Raw genomic sequence first — 19,490 nt, 5'->3', positions numbered from 1 at the left:
TTCCTCCCTTTCAACCGCACACAGCGCCACGGCAATGCCGGGGGTGAGAGTATGTATCGCATGGACAAACTAACAACAGGCTTGGCCTATGGCTCGTCAGCTGGCAGTACAGGGTTCTGGGTGCTTCAACTTATGGATCAGGTCACTCCTTCACAGTGGGCTGCTATCGGGGTGCTGGGTAGCCTTGGCTTCGGCCTGTTGACCTACCTTACGAATCTCTATTTCAAAATTAAAGAAGACCGACGCAAAGCGGCCAAGGGGCTGTAATGGCAAACCTGAAGGCTAAGGTCAGCGCCGCAGTGCTGGGGCTGATTCTCGCTGGTGCGCCGGCGTCCGTCATTCTGGATCGGTTTCTGGACGAGAAAGAGGGCAACCGGCTGTTGGCCTATCTCGACAGTTCCGGCATCTGGACAATCTGTCGCGGGGTGATCCGCGTTGATGGTAAAGCGGTAGTGAAGGGCATGCGGCTGACTGCCGAGAAGTGCGCCGAGGTTAACGACGTCGAGGAGCGCAAAGCGCTGGCCTGGGTGGAGCGCAACATCAAGGTGCCACTGACCGAGCCGCAGAAGGCGGGTATCGCTTCTTTTTGCCCGTATAACATCGGCCCCGGAAATTGCCTGCCCTCAACGTTCTATAAGCGGCTGAACGCTGGCGATCGCAAAGGTGCGTGTGAGGCGATGCGCTGGTGGGTCCACGACAAGGGCCGTGACTGCAGGCTGACCAAAGGCCAGGCGAACGGCTGTTACGGGCAGGTTGAGCGCCGGGATCAGGAAGCTGAGCTGACGTGCTGGGGGCTGGACAAATGAAGACAACGAACGTAACGCTGATCCTTGTGGCCGTGTTTTTGCTGCTGCTGATTGCGCTTGGCGGCGCGGCGGTCTACTACCACGGCGAGTACAGCGAACAGGTTAACGCTAATGCGCAGCTGCAGCGCGATAACGAACAGCAGGGAACCGTAATCGCCACGCAGTCATTCCAGTTCAACCGATTTAATCAGATAGCCGCCAGTCAGCTGCAGTTCGCTGTAGCGCTCACCGGCAGGCAGCAGGAGAAAGAGATTGCATATCGCACCATCCTCAAAACTGAGCCGACCTGTGCTCTCGCTGTGCCTGCTGGCGTTGCTGGCCGGTTGCTCGAGTACGCGAACAGTTTACGTGCCAGCGCAATGCACGCCGATCCCGGCATCGCTGACAGCGCCGGTTCTGGCACCGCTACCGCCGGCACCCTGACTTACTGCCAAGCAGTGCTGTGGATTGATCCGCTGCTGACTGTTATTGAACAAGCTAACAGTCAGCTTGCTGGCGTGAGAAATATTGAAGATCTGAGACTTAAAAATTCATTAAGATACCTATAAAATTAGATTGTTTTGATGGCAACTGGAGGGCCGATGAAACGGCCCTCAATTATTATCTGTTATCAGGGTGGATTCTTGCCTGTAAAGTTTCTTTCAAAGCGTCATATGTTAGGCCTCTGGCATGGTGAAAATCTCTCCTTAATGGGAGAAAAACTTCCAACATCCTTTCAGAAGTATCATAAGTTGGATGGTGAGAATTTTTTCCCAGTTCTTGGGTGTTAAATCTGCCCATTTTTTTAAACATTCGAGCAATACCCATCAGGTTACCTTCATTGTTGCCGTCGAACCCCGGCCATGTGAGAGAGTATTCAGGCGAAAAAGCTGTAACCTCGTCTGCTAGCCTTGCTTGATCCTCAGGAGATAGATGATCGTAAGTAAATTTCAACAGGTCATACATGTCGAGGACATCGCAGACGTGCCTAACGTCATCTGGGTTTTCTTTATCAGTAGATAAAGAGTGATATTCCCACTCTAAAGCCCAAAGGTTCTCAGATTCTACAGCTTCACGGATAAAGCTTGCGTCATAGCTGTTTTGTATCCCAAGAGCTTCATGAATATCGCAAAGAAGTAGGATTTGTAGTTTTTCCGCTTGTGTGTAGCCCATTCAAAGTCCTCATTAATTGTTAAGTGGCATTGAACAATCTACATTGTGATTTCGAAAAGTAAACAGAAGATATATTGCATTTTTGCTGCATCTATCTGTTGCCACGGATAAGTAATTTATCAATCTTAAAACTTAGAGGTAAAAATGGCAGAAAACACGATCACCACCGAGCAGAGCAACCAGCTGGAGCTGTTGCAGACGCTGAACTACGACACCGCCGCGGCTAAAGTGGCTGTGGCCTTTATCCAGAACGACGCGTTTAAGCACCGCCTGTTCATCAACCAGTTCAACCGCACCTTCTCTGAAACCGACTACGTGGCCCGTGCTGCCAAAGCAGTGCAGGAATCAGTGGAAGCGATCACCGTGTTAAGCGAGATCACTACCCAAGCCACTAAGTAACCCGCCCTGACCGGGCATCACCTGCCTAGAGTTATCAATGCCTAAAGCAATTCCCCGCGCATGCCGTAAGCGTGGCTGCGCGGCCACGACCACCGATCGTTCGGGCTACTGTGAAGCCCATCGCAATACCGGATGGGAACAGCATCAGCAGGGCAGGAACCGACACCAGCGAGGCTATGGCAGCACGTGGGATGTCATCCGGCCTCGCATCCTTGCCCGAGACAAACACCTGTGCCAGCTGTGCCTGCAGATCGGCAGGGCGACAGCAGCAACCACAGTTGACCACATCATCCCGAAAGCTCAGGGCGGAACGGATGCTGATGAGAACCTGCAGGCGCTGTGCTGGCCTTGCCACAGAACGAAGACCGCAGGAGAGAGAAACTCATGATGCAAAGCAAGACACAGCTGGCTCACCTTTACCACGGCAGTAGATTCATCGGCTACGGCATCGCAGTGGACGGCAAACTTTTGAGCAATCAGGTTGCCACTGTAATAGACACAGATGCAACTGAGCCGCCCACGATGCGGGTCACATTGAGACTAGACGATGAAATGAACGGGAATCCAGTGAAAATAGATGTAAATGAAATTGATTCTCAATAACAAGCATCATTCCTCACCAACATGGTGCATTTTCATTTTATTGATATCAATTCTCATTTGCAGGGCGGGGCAGGGGAGGGGCGGGTCAAATCTCTGGGTCCCTCTAAGCAAAGTACCGCCGCCTAACCCTTTTTCACACCGCCGCAGGTTACAGAACTTTTTTATGGGTCATCGTGACCTGAAATTAATAGGAGGTTTCTATCATGCCAGGGCCACCAAGAACCCCGACAGCTCTGCGTTTGGTTAAAGGTAACCCTTCGAAAAGAGCTCTTAACAAGAACGAACCAAAACCCCCTTCAGGGGTTCCCCTTATTCCGAAGCATTTTAATAAGCAGGAGAAATACTGGTTCAAGCGAGTTGCACAAGAACTGGATGGAATGGGGGTGATCACGACCATTGATGGCATGGCTCTTGAGCTGTTGATCGGCGCATACGTTGAATGGCGTAAGCATCGTGATGTGATCGAACAGGAGGGGGAGACTTATACCGTTACAACGATGACGGGCGATGTGCTCATCAAATCTCACCCACGCGTAGCTATGCTGGCAGATGCATGGAAGCGGCTACGAGGCATGATGGCAGAATTTGGCATGAGCCCATCCTCACGCAGCAAAATCAATGCAGGCGGTGAGGCCGAAGAAGACCTTTTGGATGCATTTCTTAATAAAAAGCGCAAATGATGAATGGCAACCGTTCAGGCTGGTATTCAGTACGCGGAAAGCGTGCTGGCTGGCGAGATCGTTGCTGGCGAACTGGTGCGCCTGGCGTGTCAGCGATTCCTCAATGATTTAGAGCATGGGCCGGAGCGCGGCATCTACTTCAGCGAGGATCGCGCCCAGCATATTCTCGACTTTTATAATTTTGTTCCGCATGTAAAAGGTGCCCTGGCAGGTAAGCCGATTGAGCTGATGCCGTGGCATATTTTTATTCTGATTAATCTCTTTGGTTTCGTTATTCCGCTGATCGATGAGATGACTGGGCAAGAAATTGTCGACGACGACTTCGAAACAGTCTTCGTTCGCCGGTTCCGTACTTCCTACAAAGAAGTAGCTCGTAAAAATGCTAAATCAACTGTTAGTTCTGGTGTCGGTTTGTATATGACCGGCGCTGATGGGGAGGGTGGTGCTGAGGTTTATTCCGCTGCCACTACTCGCGATCAGGCCCGCATCGTGTTCGACGATGCCAAAAACATGATCAAGAAAGCGCCGAAAACTCTCGGGCGGCTTTTTGGTCACGTTAAGCTGAATATCCATCAGGAGCGCACGGCGTCAAAATTCGAGCCGCTTTCCAGTGACGCGAACAATCTGGACGGCCTGAATATTCATTGCGGGATCGTTGATGAACTTCATGCACACCGTACCCGCGATGTGTGGGATGTTCTCGAGACGGCCACTGGCGCACGTCTTCAGTCGTTATTGTTCGCAATAACCACTGCGGGAACGAATAAAGAGGGTATCTGCTACGAACAGCGTGATTATGCCATCAAGGTACTGCGCGGCGTGGTGGATGATGACACCTATTTTGCTGTTATCTACACGCTGGATGAAGGCGATGACCCGTTTGATGAAGCGAACTGGCCGAAGGCTAACCCCGGTTTAGGGGTCTGTAAGCGCTGGGACGACATGCGCCGCCTGGCTAAAAAGGCCAAAGAGCAGGTTGCGGCCCGCCCGAACTTCTTCACCAAGCACCTGAACATCTGGGTAACAGCCGAAAGCGCCTGGATGGACATGGACCGCTGGGGAAAAATGCGTGGTATCGCGCCGGCGGATCAGCGTAAGCACTGGCCGATGTGGCTGGGTGTCGATCTGGCAAACAAGATAGATATCTGCGCTGCGGTCAAAGCTTGGCAGGACCCGCAGGGAGTTACGCATATTGAGCCTAAGTTCTGGCTGCCTGAAGGGCGGCTGGAGACTGCGCCGAACCATATTGCTGAACTTTACCGTAAGTGGTCAGCTGCCGGACATCTGCAGCTGACCGATGGTGATGTCATCGACCACGGGCTGATCAAGGCCGAGATTGTCGAGTGGGTAGCGGGTGAGAACCTCAAAGAGATTGCCTTCGATCCCTGGAGCGCCACGCAGTTTAGCCTGGCGCTTGCCGACGATGGTTTGCCGCTGGTAGAGGTGGCTCAGACGGTAAAAAACCTGTCAGAGGCGATGAAATCAGTGCAGGCAGAGGTGTACGGCAACAAAATCTGCCATGACGGCAACCCTGTTATGACCTGGATGATGTCGAACGTGACGGTAAAACCGGACAAAAACGACAACATCTTTCCCAATAAATCGACTCCTGAAAACAAAATCGACGGGCCTGTCGCGCTGTTCACTGCAAAAAGCCGACTGCTGGTGAACGGTGGCGGTGATAAGCAAGACCTGAGCGGTTTCCTGGAAAACCCAATCATGATAGGTATCTGATGAAACACAACAAGCAGCCCGGAAGGGTTAAAAGCGCTCTTCTTAACTGGCTTGGCGTTCCTATCAGCCTGACCACAGGGGAGTTCTGGCAGGAATGGATGGGCACCAGTAGCAGCGGGAAGGTAGTCTCAGCTGACAAGGCAATTCGGCTGTCGGCGGTGTGGGCTTGTGTGCGTTTGTTAAGCGAGTCCGTGTCCACACTGCCTCTGAAGGTTTATGTTCGGCAGGCTGATGGCTCAAGAAAGCTCGCCGCCGATCATCCGGCCTATGTGACATTGTGCCGCCGGCCAAATCAAGAAATGACGCCCTCCCGCTTCATGCTGATGGTCGTGGCCAGCATCTGCCTGCGCGGTAATGCATTTGTCGAAAAGAAGATGATCGGCAGCAAGCTTGTTGCGCTGATCCCTTTGTTACCTCAGAACATGGTAGTTAAGCGACTCGACAGCGGCGTGCTTGAATACCGCTATACCGACAACTCAGTGCAGCGCGTAATCCCGGTTAAAAACATCATGCACATTCGCGGCTTCGGCCTGGATGGTCTGTGCGGGATGATGCCAATGATGGCCGGGCGAGACGTTATCGGTTCGGCGATGGCGGTTGAAGAGTCAGCTGCAAAAATCTTTGAAAACGGCCTTCAAAGTTCGGGCTTCCTCTCGGCGGAAATGGCGCTTGATGACGCTCAGCGCGAGCGTCTGCGGAAATATATGCAGGCCTTTATCGGATCGCGTAACTCAGGAAAGATCATGGTGCTCGAAGGTGGGCTTAAATACCAGAACGTCACTATGAATCCTGAAGCGGCGCAGATGCTTGAGTCCCGTGCATTTAGCATTGAAGAGATATGTCGCTGGTTCCGTGTCCCGCCTTTTATGGTCGGCCACGCGGATAAACAGAGCAGCTGGGCGTCGAGCGTTGAAGGTATGAACCTGCAGTTCCTGACCAATACGCTGCGCCCTCTGTTGGTAAATATCGAACAGGAGATTTCCCGCTGCCTGCTTGATGGTGACGAGGATTACTTCGCGGAGTTCTCGGTAGAAGGGCTACTAAGGGCCGACAGCGCGGGTCGTTCAGCCTATTACACGACGGCTCTTCAAAATGGCTGGATGTCCCGTAATGACGTTCGCCGGCTTGAGAATATGCCGCCGATTGAAGGTGGTGACCTCTACACAGTGCAGCTGAACCTGACGCCACTTGAGGACCTCAAGCAAAACAGCCAGGCCCTGCAGGCAGCGAGTCTGCTGAAAATTCATAACTACGTCTTCCCTGACATTCCGTTCGAACAATCTCCGCTGAAAACGGCGGCTTAGGAGCTATCCCCATGACACTGAAAAGCCTTCCGGCAGCGCCGGCGGGGCGGCCTTCTGCGCTCTCAAAACGGGACCTGCCGGCTGCCGCTATGGAACGCTGGAACGGCGGCATCAAAGCCGCAAAGCCTGATGAGAACAGTATTTCTATTTTTGACGTGATTGGCGCTGATTACTGGGGGGATGGCGTGACAGCCAGCCGTATCGCTGGCGTCCTGCGTTCAATCGGGGGTGCTAACGTGACGGTGAACGTTAATTCACCGGGCGGCGACATGTTCGAAGGCCTGGCGATTTACAACCTGCTGCGTGAGTACGAAGGCAAGGTGACGGTAAAAGTACTGGGCCTTGCGGCTTCAGCCGCTTCCATTATCGCGATGGCCGGTGACGAAATTCAGATCGGGCGCGGAGCGTTCCTGATGATTCACAACTGTTGGGTCTATGCGATGGGTAACCGGCATGACCTGGCACAGATTGCGGCAGACATGGCCCCTTTTGATCAGGCGATGGCCGACATCTACGCGCACCGTACCGGCCTCTCCGTAGAGGATGTTGGCGCGATGATGGACGGCGAAACCTACATCGGCGGAAGCGATGCCGTTAACAAAGGCTTTGCCGATCGCCTGCTTTCTGCGGACGAAATCTCTGATGGTGACGACAGCCCTGCTGCTGCGCTGCGCAAACTTGATGCGCTGTTGGCTAAAACGGGCACGACCCGATCGGAGCGGAGAAAGCTTCTGAACGCTTTAAACGGCAGCAAGCCAGGCGCTGCTGCTGATCACGATGGTACGCCGGGCGCTACCGAAACAATCAGTCCTGAACATCTCGAAGAACTCAATAACGCGCTGGCCGCGTTCGGCAAATAAGGAATCACTATGTCTGAAGTAAACGAAATTCTGAAAAAAGTAACGGCCAGTATCGAAGAGGCCAACGGCAAGTTCAGCGCCAAAGCGGAAGAAGCTCTGAAGGAAGCTAAAAAATCCGGCTCACTTTCAGAAGAAACTAAGGCTGCGGTCGACAAAATGGCGTCAGAGTTTAACGCCATGCGTGAAGCTGAAAAAACGCTGAAAGCTGCGCTGGGTGAGCTGGAACAGCACGTCGCTCAGATGCCGCTCAGCAACGCGGCAAAACTGGTTGAGACCGTCGGTCAGCAGGTTATTTCTGCCGAAGCGCTGAAAGCATTTGCTGCCGGTGTTGAAGGTAATAAACGTCTCAGCATTCCGGTAAGTGCCGCTCTGCTGACGGTGAATGTACCGGGTCAGATTGTGGCCCCCGATCGCCTTCCGGGTATCGATGCTCAGCCAAAACAGCGCCTGTTCATTCGCGACCTGATCGCGCCTGGCCGCACTGCATCCAACACCATTTACTGGGTGCAGCAGACTGGATTCACCAACAATGCTAAGGCGGTCGCTGAGAACACCACCAAACCTTACAGCGATATTCAGTTCGCTGAGAAGATCACCCCGGTACGTACCATTGCGCACCTTTTCAAGGCGGCCAAGCAGATTCTGGACGATATGCCGCAGCTTCAGTCAACCATCGACGCTGAGCTGCGTTATGGCCTGAAATATGTAGAAGAGCAGGAGATTCTGTTTGGTGACGGGACCGGTGCTCACCTCGAAGGCATCATCCCGCAGGCGTCTGTGTATGCAGCGGCGTTTGAAGTGGATCAGCAGAACGGCATTGATGATTTGCGCCTTGCGATGCTGCAGGCCCAGCTGGCGCGATTCCCTGCGTCGGGTCATGTTCTGCACTTCATCGACTGGGCGAAGATCGAACTGATTAAAGACACGCTGGGCCGCTATATCCTGGCGAATCCGGCAGCGCTGACTGGCCCGACTCTGTGGGGGCTGCCGGTGGTGGCGACTGAGGCGGCGGCCTTCCAGGGTAAATTCCTGACCGGGGCATTCAATGCCGGCGCACAAATCTTCGATCGTGAAGATGCCAACGTGGTGATTTCTACCGAGAACGCCGACGACTTTGAGAAAAACATGATCTCAATTCGTTGTGAAGAGCGTCTTGCGCTGGCGGTTAAGCGCCCTGAGGCCTTCATCTATGGCACCTTCACTCCGCCAGCTGCTGGCGGCGGCGCATAAATCCCTTTTACTTAGCGGCCTGCGGGCCGCTTTTTAGCTGGAGCTAACCATGAAACTGAAATTGCTGAAACCCATCTATCACGATGGAGAAGTGAAGGACGCCGGCACCACGCTTGAAACTGCCGAGCAGCATGGCCGCGAGCTTATCAAAAAGTTTTATGCGCAGCTGGCGGATGAAGATAATCCTGCAGAGCAGCCAGAGCAGCCAGAGCAGCCAGAGCAGCCAGAGCAGCCAGAGCAGCCAGAGCAGCCAGAGCAGCCAGAGCAGCCAGCCCTCGCTAAAGCGAAAGCCAAGACAAAATAAGGCCTCCCCATGATCGAGATGAGCATCATTAAAGCTCATTGTCGGATTGATCCAGAAGCTGTTGAAAATGATGAGCTGCTCAATATTTTCAACCGCGCCGCCTGGCGTTATGTAGAAACCTGGACCCGACGAAAGCTTTATACACTGAACACCGATCCGGGGTTTGATACCGATGAAAACAGACTGCTGTTTGACGACGATATTCGAACCGCGATGCTTTTACTGATCGGGCATTGGTTTGAAAACAGAGAGGCTGTCAGCACAGCTGGCGCAGCTGCAACTCTGCCGCTGGCCGTTGAGGCTCTCTTACAGCCTTATAAAATTTATGGTGTCTGAGTTATGTCTTGTGCCGCCTGCCAACGCCGCCGCGAGTGGCTTGAAAAGTGGATGAAAATAGCCCATGAACGAGCAACTGGTAAACGCGCTGATAGCAGCGCTGACCGCCGAGACGGCGGCGAAGAAACAACAGACGGCGGCGATAACCCGCTTGGCCGAGTCGAATGAGTCGCTGAGCGCGATCATCATTCAGTCGTTTGCTACCGACGAGCTGGAAGAGGATAGCCTGGGCATCAAAACTTACCTGAGTGGCAAACCGATGGGGTGATTTATGCAGGCAGGTAAGCTACGACATCGCGTGCTACTGCAGGACAAGGTGCAGCATCAGGACCCGCTAACCGGCGCGGTAGAATCATCCTGGGTCGATGTGGCCACGCTGTGGGCAGAAGTTTCACCGCTGTCGGTTCGTGAGTTCGTCGCGGCGCAGGCCGGGCAGGGGGAAGTTACTACCCGCATCAAAATTCGCTACCGGGCCGGTGTGACGCGTCAGCAACGTATTCTGCACCGCGGCCAGATATTCAATATCGAAGGCGTTCTCGCCGATCCGGGCAGTGGGCGCGAGTATCTGACGCTGCCGTGCTCTGAGGGGGTTAACGATGGCTGATGGTGTGAGTTTTAGCCTTACGGGGATAGATACCCTGCTTGGGAAGCTGGACGTCATCAGTGCGGACATGAAGCGCAAAGGCGGGCGCTCTGCGCTGCGCCGCGCGGCTACCATCATCGTCAATAAGGCTAAAGCTAACGCTGGTCGAATTGACGACCCCGCAACTGGCCGTAGCATCGCGGATAACATCGCGCTGCGCTGGAATGGCCGTTTATTCAAGCGAACCGGCGATCTGGGGTTCCGTATCGGTGTGATGTATGGCGCGGTCCTGAAGGATCACCCGGATAAGGAGAAAAACGCCCCTACGCCGCACTGGCGTCTGATTGAGTTTGGCACCGAACATATGGCAGCCCAACCATTCATGCGGCCAGCCGCGGAGTCGAGCGTCAATGAGGTTCTTGTGACCTTCGTTGTTGAATACGAGAAGGCGATAGACCGCGCGCTTGCGCGGGCACAGCGGAGGGCTGGGAATTCATGATCGCACCTATTTTTGAATTGTGTGCCGTCAGCCCAGCGGTTCGGGCTCTGATTGGTGATTCACCGGTCAGGCTGTATCCCTTCGGCCAGTACGATGGCGATATTAAGTACCCCTATGCGGTCTGGCAGAACATCGGCGGCGGCCCTCCACAGTATCTGGATGGCGTACCGGATCACGACAGCTACTCGCTGCAGGTGGACGTGTACGCAAAAACAGCCGGTGAAGTGATTGCTGTTACCAAAGCGCTCCGTGATGCCATTGAGCCCCATGCCTATATCACCCGATGGGGCGGCCAGATGCGGGACAGTGAAACCAGGACCTACCGCTATTCCTTCGATGTTGACTGGATAGTGAACCGCTAACCCCCCCTTACCAACAATGCCGGCCATGTGCCGGTTTTTTTATGACCGGAGATAATTATGTCCGTATTGACGCAAGGCACACAGCTCTTCGTTCTCTCTGCCGGAGTGGTGAGCGAAGTAGAGTGCATTACTGGATTTACCCCTGGCGGCAACCCCGCCGACCAGATTGAAGACACCTGTCTGAGTGAGCGAAACAGCCGCACCTATAAGCGCGGCCTGCGCACGCCAGCTGCCGCTTCCGTCACACTGAATGCCGATCCGAGAAATGCCAGTCACATCATGCTGCACAGCCTGGCCGAATCTGATGACGAGTCACTGCTCACGTTTGCCGTGGCGTGGGCAGATGGTGAATCCGAACCAACTGCCGCTGCTGCTAACGCGCCAGGCTCGGTAGATGGCCTCATCCTGCCTGATGATCGGACTTTCTTTGTGTTCCAGGGGTACGTCAGTGATTTTCCCTTCGACTTTCAGGCCAACACGGTTGTAAGCACGACTGCCGCTATCCAGCGCTCAGGCCCGTCCGTATGGGTGCCGAAGGTTCAGGCTTAACGGCGTAATACATTTCGGGGTGGAAACGCCCCCAATCCACTTCTGATACAGGATCAACCCATGAAGCTGACTATGGCCTCAATGAAGGAGTTAGGGGCGTTTACTGGCCGCCCGGTAGAGAAAGAAATCACCTGGAAAAATACAGAAGGTGACGAGATTAAAGCGACTGTGTTTGTTCGGCCTGAAGGCTATCACACGACCAAATCCGATCTTCTTGCAACCAGGGGGGCGGTGGACAACGTTGCAGGCCGCATTGCAGCTGCAATCTGTGACGAAGAAGGTAAGGCAATTTTCACGCCCCAGGACATCACCGGCGAGGCAGACGCAGAACGCGGGGCGCTGGACGGCGCATTAACCATCGCGCTGCTGGTGGCTATTCAGGAAGTAAATAACCTGGGAAAGACGAAGAGCTAACCGCCGATGATGAGGTGTGGTGTGAGCTCGTCATGAATGGGATAGGGGGGAGGACAATAGCCGAAGCTCAGGAGATGATGAGCCTGGGTGAGTTCCGCTTGTGGCTAAAGTACCGGCAGAAGTACGGTGGCTTGAATCCCATCATGCGGATTGAATGGGGGGCTGCGCTGATCTCCAGCTTGATCGCCAACACAAACCGCGACAAAAAAACACCACCGTTTGATGTTACGGATTTCGCCCCTCACATTGATAAGAAGCCCGTTAGCCTCGAAGAGGCGATGAAAGAGTGGTCCTGAGTACTTTCCCAGCGCACAATTAGTGTTTAGGATTAATACTTAAACTTAATTGAGGGATCATATGAAGAAAATAACACCATTACTTCTGGCCTTAATGTTGTCTGCGTGCGCAGCCACACCTCCAAGTCAGACGCAAATCCAGATGGCAAACTATGGATCGCTACCAAATGACTACCAGCAGCAGGTGAAAGACTGGTGGGGTAGAATGCTCAAGGACCCTTACTCTGCTCAATACACCTTTGGTGAGCCCTCTAAAGCTTGGTTTAAAGATGGTATTTTAGCTGATTCTGGTGGGCAAATGCGCTTTGGGTGGCTGATTCCCCTGACTGTTAATGCAAAAAACAGTTACGGAGGATATACAGGTTCTGAATCACATACCGTATTTTACTCGAATGGTAAAATAGAGTCTGCTGATGCTCAGGTAGGTGCAGGCTACACGGGCAAAGTTTTTTAACTTAATCATTTTCAGCAAAACCCGCCAATTGGCGGGTTTTTTATTATCTGGAGATTTAAATGGCTAACAAATCTCTTGGCACACTCACTATTGATTTGATAGCTAAAGTGGGTGGGTTTGTTTCAGGCATGGACAGAGCTGAGCGAGCTTCGGAAGAATGGCGAAAAAAAGTAGAAAACAATATAAAGCTTGCAGGAAGTGCTGTTGCAGGTATGGCGACTATCGGGTATGCAGCTGCAACAGCAGTGGGCGTGGCCGGATTTGCACTACTTAAAAGCACAGCGGAGCAAGTTAGCTCCGCAGACAAACTTGCGACAGCGCTAAAAATATCAACACAAGACTTATTATCATGGCAGTTTGCAGCGCAAGAGGCAGGTGTTGCTGGTGATAATATGGGGGATATTTTTAAAGACTTGAGTGAAAAGATAGGTGAGGCAGTTCTAAATAAGTCAGGCGAGGCAGTTGAAGCTTTAGATACATTGGGCCTTTCAGCTGAGAAGCTGTCAAAAGTATCACCAGATAAACAAATGATGGCTATAGGTGAGGCATTAGGCAAGATAGGTACTAATGCCGGAAAAGTCGCCATTCTTGAAAGTCTAGGGAATGACCTGTCCAAACTTATCCCTCTTTTTGATAATAATAATGAAAAGTTAAAAGAGCTTTTACAGCAGGCAAAAGATTACGGAATAGCACCTAATCAGCAGTCTATAGATGACTTGTTGAAAGTTAATGATCTTTTCGAAGAGATGGAAAACAGAGTATCGGGACTCAAGATTGAGATTGCTACGGGGCTGGCTAAAGTCGACCTGGGGCCGCTAAATCAGTCGATTGATAATATAGCTAATGTTCTCACTGATCCTGACGTGCTTAAAGGACTGACCTCTCTGGTTGAAGGCGTTGTAGACCTTGCAAACTGGCTTGTTAAAGCCGGTGCTGCTGCTGGAGGTCTTATCGAAAACTGGAAAGGGTCAGACCCAATAGGTGACTCTCAAAATTCATCCATAATCGATCGCCGACTCAAATGGTTGAAAATGGCCAGGGAGACCTCTGACGACTGGTCAACTATTGTCGAGCGTAGTATAGGGACAATGCCATCCAGTGAAGAAATTGATAAAGAGATCGACCTACTAACTAAAAGGCGTGAAAAACTGAATGCTGCAGCCAGTACTCTCCCTGTAGGCCCTGCAGCAGTTGTTGGTGCAAGTCAGTTCTCACTTGGCTCTGGAAACACTAACGGGAAACCCAAACCAGACGCTGGTTTGAAAAAGCTTGATAGTGCATACAAAGCGTTAGAATTGAGTTACCAGCGTCAGATATCATTACTTGATACAACAGGTAAAAAAACCGTTGAAGTGACGGAGTTGCAGAAGCTGCGCTTTGATGTGGAGGACGGTAAGCTTTCAGGTATAAATGATTCACAGAAAAAGAAATTAGAATTGCTTGCTAAAGAGCTTGATAGCCTCCGTGCGCTGAAAAAGCAAAATGAAGAAAATCTAAAGCTGGCAGAGTTTGTTGCAACTTTGAATTCCTCCAACTTGAATTCAAAGAAATCACTTGGCATCGATATTGCAGGTGCTTCGCTCAGTGACAATGATAGGGAGAGGTTGAAAGAGAAACTTTCCTTAGAAGAAGACTTTTTAAATCAGCAGCGTGATTTACAAAATCGCTATCAATCAGGAAAGATTGAGAAGAGTTTTTATGACAGAGGGACGCAAGCATTAAAAGATGCTCTTGCTGAACGGCTGGATATTCAGGATGAACACTATAAGAAATTAGACGAGCTCCAGAATAGTGGTACTGCCGGGTTTGTTTCTGGATTATCAACCCAGATGCAGGCATCAATGGACTTGTATAGCAACATGCAACAAGTTGGAGCCCAGGCGTTTAGTGGCTTGACTGATATGGTTATCCAGTGGGCTGAAACTGGAAAGCTAAATGTTAAGGACTTTGCAGCAACCTTTATCCAGTCTATGGGCGCAGCACTTTTGCAATACGCTGCTGCGCAAGTGGCAATGGCCGCCCTGCAGGCATTTACCAGCATGATTGGAATTCCATACGTTGGCCCTGCTGTTGCACCAGGTGCAGCGGTTGCTGCTGCCGCTGCCGCTGGTGTTCTGATGGTTGGCGTAAGCTCAGCTTTATCCGGCCAGGCCCATGACGGTATTGATTCAGTGCCAGAAACAGGCACCTGGCTTCTGCAAAAAGGAGAGCGAGTTACTACTGCAAAGACATCTGCAAAACTTGATGCAACTCTTGAGCGAGTTAACCAGCAGAGTGCTGGTGGCGGGGCCACCTATGCTCCAGTGCTAAATTTCAACGTCAACGGCGATCCCTCTGATGTACAGATCGCCATGATGAAGAAAGCCGCTGCAGACGGAGCCCAGCAGGGTTACATGAAAGCAGTTGAGTCGGTAGCTACGGGTGCAGGCTTGTTGCATAAAGCCATACAGGCCAAAACCAAAGCGGGGGTGAAGAAAACCTGATGGGCATAACCTCTAACATTGACTATCCCCACGACTACCTGCCGCTCCCGCTGCAGGATGGCTACGGGCTTAAGCCCGTTTCACCTTTGCTGAGAACGCAGATGGCATCCGGGCGCGCGCGTCAGCGCCGGCTTTACACCTCAACGCCGAGTGAGGTCTCTGCCAGCTGGATTATGGACGATACCCAAGGGCAAATTTTCGAAGCCTGGTTCAGGGACGTGATCGCTGACGGTGCCAGCTGGTTCAACATGAAACTTAAAACGCCGATCGGCGTTCGTGGTTACGTGTGCCGTTTCACTGACATCTACGAGGGGCCAACGCTGGAGGGTGGGCGCTACTGGCGTTACAGCGCCACGCTTGAACTGTGGGAGCGTCCGCTGCTGCCTCCGGGCTGGGGTCTTTATCCTGGACTGGTGTCCGGTTCCTCACTCATTGATATTGCGATTAACAGGGAGTGGCCTGAAGCATGACCATCAGCATTCTCAACCGCCTTTACGCCTCGTCAGGAACGGAAGTGATCATCGAAACGCTGCAGATCACCGCCGGCAGTGAAGTGTATTACGTGACAAAGGGCTTCGAGGACATCACCGCCACGCTGGAGAATGGCCAGACCGTAACCTTTGAGGCGGGTGGTATTGACCTCGCGCTGCCGGCCAAAAACACCGACGGCACCCAGGACCTGAAGTTTGCTATCGGCAATATCAACGGCAGGGTATCGAAGGCGATCCGCGCGGCGCTGGCCGCGCAGATTAAAGGCCTGCTGACCTACCGGGCTTACGTTTCGACCGACCTTACGGCACCTTCCGAAAGGCCGTTTACCCTGGCGATCAAGTCAGGCTCCTGGTCAGCCACCGAAGTGCAGATCAGCGCCGGTTACATGAACATCCTTGATAAGGCCTGGCCGCGCCGGCGCTACACGCTGGCCGACTTCCCTGGGCTGCGCCACATCCCGTAAACCAGAGGTCCCCATGCTCGACATTGATAAATACCGGTCTGTCACCTGGCAGATGGGCGGCCGCGCCTTTCCCGTTCTCGACTGTTACGGCCTGGTGCATGAGGTGCGCCGCGACCTCGGTCTGCCGCCGTGGCCCGCGTTTGAAGGGGTGATCAAAGAGGGCGACCGGATGCACAGTACCTTCCGGGAATTTCTCAGCAGCATTACCCGCTGCGAACCGGCGCAGGGCGTGGTGGCCGCCTGCTACAAGGGCGGCATGGTAACGCACGTGGCGATTGTTCTCGCGATCGACGGCCTGCTGTACGTGATGGAGAACAACACCGGAACCAACGTCAGCATACTGCCACTGGCGCGGTTTGAGCGTAAATTTTTGAAAGTGGAGTATTACCAGTGACCATACGCTTTTACCCCTCCCGCCTGCCGGGAGAGCCGCTGGAAACCCAGGAACACGATCGGATGACCGTTCATGCGTGGATGGCGGCCAACGTGGATAACTACCGGCAGGACATGGCGCACCCGGTGGCCGTGGATGTTGACGGTGTCTCCGTGCCGCCGGCGCTGTGGGCAGAGGTGGTGATAGACCCCGGCAGCGACGTCCGCATGTTCCCGGTTCCGGGGATCATTGTGGTTGGCATCATCGCCGCCGTGTACGCCGTTTACGTGATGAGCACGCTGTCGTTTGGCCTGGGCACCGCGCCTGGCCAGGGCGAGACGCTGAGCATGGACCCGGCAAAGGCCAACGCCGCAAAGCTGGGTGACCCGATCCGCGAGGTTCTTGGTCGTTGTCGTATCTTTCCCGATTACGTGGTTCAGCCCGCATCACGATTTATAAACAAGACGACGTTCGAGACGAGCCTGTTCGTCTGCCTCGGCGTCGGGGAGTTCTCGTTTAGCAGGGGCGACATTCGGGTCGGCACCACGCCGGTGACGGCCCTGGGCGATGACTTCCGCTATACGGTTTATCCTCCGGGGGCTGACGTGTCTGGCGATGTCAGGACTGAGAACTGGTTTAACAGCAGTGAAGTCGGATCAACGTCGGCAGGGGGCAGCGGGATAGACATGGGATCATCCTCATCCCGTAACGACAATATCCTGGCCGACGCGGCAACCTTTTCAGGTAATGCGGTCACCTTCGCCGGCACATCTGTCGGGGATGATGAAACCAACGAGCTGCCAGAGGGCTGGAGCGTGGGCACCGCGCTGAGCATTATTGCGCCGGATAATTACACCGTGGGTGCGTCAGGCCTCTACAGCGTGATAACCGGCAACACCCTCACCGAGCTGGCCGCCTATCCGGGAATGCCCGTCACTCTGAGTTTTAACGGTGCGGATTACGATCTGTATGTCGCCGCCTACTCCGGCCCGGTTGCCGCCGTGCCGGGTGAAGGCGGAAGCGCGGCCAGCCTGACGGGGAGTGCGGCGCCCTCAGCCTATGATTTCTCCGCCGCGGCGGAAACATTCCTTCTGACGTGGCGCGGGTTGTCATGGCCCGTTTCCCTGCAGGCGGACTATATCAACATGAGCGGGCTGGTTGATGCCGTTGCCACCCAGCTTGCCGGTTCCGGGCTGGTTGCTGAGGATGCATCTGGCAGGCTGTCGATCCGGGAAGCATCCAGCCCTTACGTCGGTTCGTCGATTGCCCACAGCGATCTGCCCGTTTCGGTATTCGGCGGCGCGCCGGTAAGCGTGGCGGGTGCGGCGTCCAGCGGAGGCGTACCCGCTTCACCAGCCAGCCTGATGCTGGCCTACGGCTCTGCCACGGGTACACCCTTTGGCGGCCTGCCGTCCGGTGCTGTACGAATGGCGGTGGGGCTGCGCGATAACCAGTATCGAATCACCTCCATCGACGGGCTTACCGTTGAGGTGTCCCGGTTAAAAGAGGGAGTGGCTGACGACACCTGGCCGGGTTTTGCCGCCAGAACCGTTCTGGATTTTAGCGTCAGCGGCATTAACGAAGATGAGAAGTGGCTCGGGCCGTTTCTTGCCTGCCCGGAAAATGAAGTAACCCGGATTTTTGAGGTCGACTTTGCCTTTCCGAATGGCGTCTGCGGGTTTGACAACAGCGGGAACAAGCGCATTCGTCACGTTGAATGGGAGATTCAGTGGCGAAATTATGCGGAGGGTTCCGGGTGGCACAGCCGGCGGGGCGTTTATGCTGAAAAGATGGTTGACGGCATCGGGTTCACGGAGAGATTCGACCTGTCCGTTGCTGGCCTGGTTGAAGTGCGTTGCCGCCGCAGGAATGAGCAGGGCTCCAACAACGCCCGCGACACCATGTACTGGAAGGGGCTGCGTTCGCGCCTGGACACCCGCCCTGCGGCCTATGATGGCGTCACCACGATGGCGATCACCTTCGTCACCGGCAATAAAATTGCTGCTCAGTCTGACCGCCGCATCAGCGTTGTTGCGACGAGAAACTACGCCGGAGGCGGCGACAGAAGCCTGAGCGGGGCGTTTCACCACGTGCTGACCAGCGCCGGCATGTCGCCGGATGAAATCGACACGGCCACCATCAACGCGCTGGAGTCGACGTACTGGACGCCGCGCGGTGAGCGCTTCGACTTCTCCGCCGACGGCGATAACACCTCGGTGCTGGACATGATGCAGATGATCGCCAATGCGGGCATGGGCTACTTCCTGCTGTCGGACGGCCTTGCCTCCGCCGGGCGGGAGGGCGTCAAGCCGTGGACGGGCATCATCAGCCCGCAGGAAACCACGGAGCACATGACGACCAGCTTCACCGCGCCGTCGCAGGACGACTACGACGCGGTGGACGTGACCTACATCAACGGCACCAGCTGGGCGGAGGAGACCGTGCAGTGCCGGATCGGCAGCGACACGCCGTTTAAGGTGGAGGCCTACCAGCTGGACGGCGTAACGGATACGGACAAGGCGTACCGCATCGGCATGCGGCGGCTGATGAAGTACCGCCTGCAGCGAGAATCCTATGAGGTTGTCACCGAAATGGACGCCCGCTGCTACAACGTCGGCGACAGGCTGGTACTGACCGACGACATACCGGGCAGCAACACTATCAGTTGCCTGATTGAGGCGCTGGCGGTGGAAGGCGGGATGGTGACGCTGCACGTGAGTGAGCCGCTCGACTGGACGTTTGCCAGCCCGCGCTGCCTAATCCGCTTTCAGGACGGCAGCGCCTCGGTGCTGCTGACCCCGAGCCGCGTCGATGATTACACCCTGACGCTGCCGGAAACGGAGAGCCTGCGGCTTGACGAGTGGATAACCGATAATCCGGCGATGGAGATGCCCAGGCTGATTTTCTGCTCTTCCGACCAAGTGGGATACGACGCGATCGTGTCGTCGGTGGAGCCTTCTTCGGAAGGAACCACCACGGCAAACGCCGTGCAGTACACCCCGCTGCTTTACCAGTATGACGATGCCGTTTATCCCGGCGACAGCGCATAACCCCCAACCTTTAATCACAGACCCGTCAGCAGGCGGGTTTTTCTTTGTGAGGTTCTGAATGGCG

27 protein-coding genes are annotated in these 19,490 nt (G+C 54.2%); 26 read left to right on the top strand and 1 reads right to left on the bottom strand.

Annotated elements, in window-relative coordinates; translation table 11 throughout:
* The first annotated feature begins 51 nt into the window (after positions 1-51).
* The 3 genes from ASF13_RS12580 to ASF13_RS12570 are packed head-to-tail and all read left to right on the top strand — an operon-like array spanning position 52 to position 1,354.
* Positions 52-267 carry a class II holin family protein gene (locus tag ASF13_RS12580; RefSeq protein WP_056236727.1) on the top strand — a complete coding sequence of 72 codons (216 nt, stop codon included), beginning with the start codon at positions 52-54 and terminating at the stop codon, positions 265-267.
* Positions 267-806: a lysozyme gene (locus tag ASF13_RS12575; protein WP_056236725.1), complete on the top strand. Its 540-nt coding sequence runs from the start codon at positions 267-269 to the stop codon at positions 804-806. Before ASF13_RS12580 ends, ASF13_RS12575 begins: the two co-directional genes overlap by 1 nt.
* Positions 803-1,354, top strand: a complete 552-nt coding sequence (locus ASF13_RS12570; RefSeq protein WP_056236723.1) for a DUF2570 domain-containing protein — start codon at positions 803-805, stop codon at positions 1,352-1,354. Before ASF13_RS12575 ends, ASF13_RS12570 begins: the two co-directional genes overlap by 4 nt.
* Positions 1,355-1,406: 52 nt before the next feature.
* On the opposite strand, the gene ASF13_RS12565 is transcribed toward ASF13_RS12570, so the two are convergent.
* Positions 1,407-1,958: a YfbU family protein gene (locus ASF13_RS12565; RefSeq protein WP_056236722.1), complete on the bottom strand. Its 552-nt coding sequence runs from the start codon at positions 1,956-1,958 to the stop codon at positions 1,407-1,409.
* A 144-nt stretch (positions 1,959-2,102) separates the two neighbouring features.
* Here ASF13_RS12565 and ASF13_RS12560 point away from each other — a divergent pair, with 144 nt between their 5' ends.
* The 23 genes from ASF13_RS12560 to ASF13_RS12460 all read left to right on the top strand — a co-directional run bounded on the left by ASF13_RS12560 (position 2,103) and on the right by ASF13_RS12460 (position 19,426).
* Positions 2,103-2,357: a DUF2560 family protein gene (locus tag ASF13_RS12560; protein ID WP_056236720.1), complete on the top strand. Its 255-nt coding sequence runs from the start codon at positions 2,103-2,105 to the stop codon at positions 2,355-2,357.
* Positions 2,358-2,394: 37 nt separating this feature from the next.
* On the top strand, positions 2,395-2,745 hold the full coding sequence (locus tag ASF13_RS23565; RefSeq protein ID WP_072166371.1) for an HNH endonuclease: 351 nt from the start codon (positions 2,395-2,397) through the stop codon (positions 2,743-2,745).
* Positions 2,742-2,960, top strand: coding sequence for a hypothetical protein (locus ASF13_RS12555; protein WP_056236718.1), 219 nt, complete (start codon positions 2,742-2,744; stop codon positions 2,958-2,960). The genes ASF13_RS23565 and ASF13_RS12555 overlap by 4 nt, the downstream gene beginning before the upstream one ends.
* 203 nt (positions 2,961-3,163) lie before the next feature.
* Entirely contained in the window at positions 3,164-3,640 is a 477-nt protein-coding gene (locus ASF13_RS12550) for a phage terminase small subunit P27 family (RefSeq protein ID WP_056236716.1), read from the top strand.
* A gap of 3 nt (positions 3,641-3,643) precedes the next feature.
* Positions 3,644-5,374 carry a terminase large subunit gene (locus ASF13_RS12545; protein ID WP_056236715.1) on the top strand — a complete coding sequence of 577 codons (1,731 nt, stop codon included), beginning with the start codon at positions 3,644-3,646 and terminating at the stop codon, positions 5,372-5,374.
* A complete protein-coding gene (locus tag ASF13_RS12540) occupies positions 5,374-6,678 on the top strand; it encodes a phage portal protein (protein WP_056236713.1) in 1,305 nt (434 codons plus the stop codon). The genes ASF13_RS12545 and ASF13_RS12540 overlap by 1 nt, the downstream gene beginning before the upstream one ends.
* An 11-nt stretch (positions 6,679-6,689) precedes the next feature.
* A complete protein-coding gene (locus ASF13_RS12535) occupies positions 6,690-7,538 on the top strand; it encodes a head maturation protease, ClpP-related (RefSeq protein ID WP_056236712.1) in 849 nt (282 codons plus the stop codon).
* A gap of 9 nt (positions 7,539-7,547) precedes the next feature.
* Positions 7,548-8,768: a phage major capsid protein gene (locus tag ASF13_RS12530; protein ID WP_056236710.1), complete on the top strand. Its 1,221-nt coding sequence runs from the start codon at positions 7,548-7,550 to the stop codon at positions 8,766-8,768.
* Between the two features lie 49 nt (positions 8,769-8,817).
* The gene (locus tag ASF13_RS24670; RefSeq protein WP_162237195.1) at positions 8,818-9,072 is read left to right on the top strand and encodes a hypothetical protein; all 255 of its coding nucleotides are present in this window, start codon (positions 8,818-8,820) and stop codon (positions 9,070-9,072) included.
* Between the two features lie 9 nt (positions 9,073-9,081).
* Positions 9,082-9,408 carry a head-tail connector protein gene (locus ASF13_RS12520; protein ID WP_056236707.1) on the top strand — a complete coding sequence of 109 codons (327 nt, stop codon included), beginning with the start codon at positions 9,082-9,084 and terminating at the stop codon, positions 9,406-9,408.
* Positions 9,409-9,472: 64 nt separating this feature from the next.
* Entirely contained in the window at positions 9,473-9,676 is a 204-nt protein-coding gene (locus tag ASF13_RS12515) for a hypothetical protein (RefSeq protein WP_056236706.1), read from the top strand.
* Between the two features lie 3 nt (positions 9,677-9,679).
* Positions 9,680-10,012: a phage head closure protein gene (locus ASF13_RS12510; RefSeq protein ID WP_056236704.1), complete on the top strand. Its 333-nt coding sequence runs from the start codon at positions 9,680-9,682 to the stop codon at positions 10,010-10,012.
* Positions 10,005-10,490, top strand: a complete 486-nt coding sequence (locus ASF13_RS12505; protein ID WP_056236702.1) for an HK97-gp10 family putative phage morphogenesis protein — start codon at positions 10,005-10,007, stop codon at positions 10,488-10,490. The genes ASF13_RS12510 and ASF13_RS12505 overlap by 8 nt, the downstream gene beginning before the upstream one ends.
* Positions 10,487-10,852, top strand: coding sequence for a DUF3168 domain-containing protein (locus ASF13_RS12500; protein ID WP_056236700.1), 366 nt, complete (start codon positions 10,487-10,489; stop codon positions 10,850-10,852). The genes ASF13_RS12505 and ASF13_RS12500 overlap by 4 nt, the downstream gene beginning before the upstream one ends.
* A gap of 57 nt (positions 10,853-10,909) precedes the next feature.
* Complete coding sequence (locus ASF13_RS12495; RefSeq protein ID WP_056236698.1) at positions 10,910-11,401, top strand: phage tail tube protein; 492 nt, start codon at positions 10,910-10,912, stop codon at positions 11,399-11,401.
* A gap of 60 nt (positions 11,402-11,461) precedes the next feature.
* Positions 11,462-11,815, top strand: a complete 354-nt coding sequence (locus tag ASF13_RS12490; protein ID WP_056236697.1) for a phage tail assembly chaperone family protein, TAC — start codon at positions 11,462-11,464, stop codon at positions 11,813-11,815.
* Between the two features lie 32 nt (positions 11,816-11,847).
* Positions 11,848-12,111, top strand: a complete 264-nt coding sequence (locus tag ASF13_RS12485) for a hypothetical protein (RefSeq protein WP_056236695.1) — start codon at positions 11,848-11,850, stop codon at positions 12,109-12,111.
* 61 nt (positions 12,112-12,172) lie between these two features.
* On the top strand, positions 12,173-12,565 hold the full coding sequence (locus tag ASF13_RS23560; protein ID WP_072166370.1) for a hypothetical protein: 393 nt from the start codon (positions 12,173-12,175) through the stop codon (positions 12,563-12,565).
* 59 nt (positions 12,566-12,624) lie between these two features.
* Positions 12,625-15,048, top strand: coding sequence for a phage tail tape measure protein (locus ASF13_RS12480; RefSeq protein ID WP_056236693.1), 2,424 nt, complete (start codon positions 12,625-12,627; stop codon positions 15,046-15,048).
* Positions 15,048-15,518 (top strand): hypothetical protein, encoded by a 471-nt coding sequence (locus ASF13_RS12475; protein ID WP_056236691.1) that lies wholly within the window; start codon positions 15,048-15,050, stop codon positions 15,516-15,518. Before ASF13_RS12480 ends, ASF13_RS12475 begins: the two co-directional genes overlap by 1 nt.
* Before the next feature lie 2 nt (positions 15,519-15,520).
* Positions 15,521-16,003, top strand: coding sequence for a DUF1833 family protein (locus ASF13_RS12470; RefSeq protein WP_056237164.1), 483 nt, complete (start codon positions 15,521-15,523; stop codon positions 16,001-16,003).
* Positions 16,004-16,016: 13 nt separating this feature from the next.
* Positions 16,017-16,397: a hypothetical protein gene (locus ASF13_RS12465; RefSeq protein ID WP_056236689.1), complete on the top strand. Its 381-nt coding sequence runs from the start codon at positions 16,017-16,019 to the stop codon at positions 16,395-16,397.
* Positions 16,394-19,426 carry a host specificity factor TipJ family phage tail protein gene (locus ASF13_RS12460; RefSeq protein ID WP_056236687.1) on the top strand — a complete coding sequence of 1,011 codons (3,033 nt, stop codon included), beginning with the start codon at positions 16,394-16,396 and terminating at the stop codon, positions 19,424-19,426. The genes ASF13_RS12465 and ASF13_RS12460 overlap by 4 nt, the downstream gene beginning before the upstream one ends.
* Positions 19,427-19,490 lie beyond the last annotated feature (64 nt).

This window comes from Erwinia sp. Leaf53 (assembly GCF_001422605.1).
Taxonomy (GTDB): Bacteria; Pseudomonadota; Gammaproteobacteria; order Enterobacterales; family Enterobacteriaceae; genus Erwinia.
This window is presented reverse-complemented; position numbering and strand designations above follow the sequence as displayed.